Origin of the sequence: Novosphingobium endophyticum, from assembly GCF_014640675.1 — a bacterium.
GTDB lineage: Bacteria > Pseudomonadota > Alphaproteobacteria > Sphingomonadales > Sphingomonadaceae > Novosphingobium > Novosphingobium endophyticum.
This window is the reverse complement of record NZ_BMHK01000110.1, coordinates 1-700: the sequence shown is the minus strand read 5'-3', so window position 1 is coordinate 700 and position 700 is coordinate 1. Positions and strand designations below refer to the sequence as shown.

Below are 700 nucleotides of genomic sequence, written 5' to 3'. Positions count from 1 at the left end.
GTTGAGCCCCGGGCTTTCACCTCTGACTTGAATAGCCGCCTACGCGCGCTTTACGCCCAGTAATTCCGAACAACGCTAGCTCCCTCCGTATTACCGCGGCTGCTGGCACGGAGTTAGCCGGAGCTTATTCTCCCGGTACTGTCATTATCATCCCGGGTAAAAGAGCTTTACAACCCTAAGGCCTTCATCACTCACGCGGCATTGCTGGATCAGGCTTTCGCCCATTGTCCAATATTCCCCACTGCTGCCTCCCGTAGGAGTCTGGGCCGTGTCTCAGTCCCAGTGTGGCTGATCATCCTCTCAGACCAGCTAAGGATCGTCGGCTTGGTAGGCCATTACCCCACCAACTACCTAATCCTACGCGGGCTCATCCCTCGGCAATAAATCTTTGGACCGAAGTCATTATCCGGTATTAGCACAAATTTCTCTGTGTTATTCCGAACCGAGGGGCAGATTCCCACGCGTTACGCACCCGTGCGCCACTAGACCCGAAGGTCTCGTTCGACTTGCATGTGTTAGGCATGCCGCCAGCGTTCGTTCTGAGCCAGGATCAAACTCTCAAGTTTGTGTCACGATACAATGGTCGCCAACCCGAAGGCCAACCAAACCAAAGCACCGAACTTCAGGGAGCCGATACCTGCACTTGTCAAACGTAATGGATACGAAGGACATATAAGGCATCGACTTAAGTCAACCCGTA

Annotated in this window: 1 rRNA gene; it reads right to left on the bottom strand. The window is 53.6% G+C overall.

The window, feature by feature from the left end:
* Positions 1–566, bottom strand: a 16S ribosomal RNA gene (locus IEX32_RS20455); the annotation flags it as partial.
* Positions 567–700: the final 134 nt, after the last annotated feature.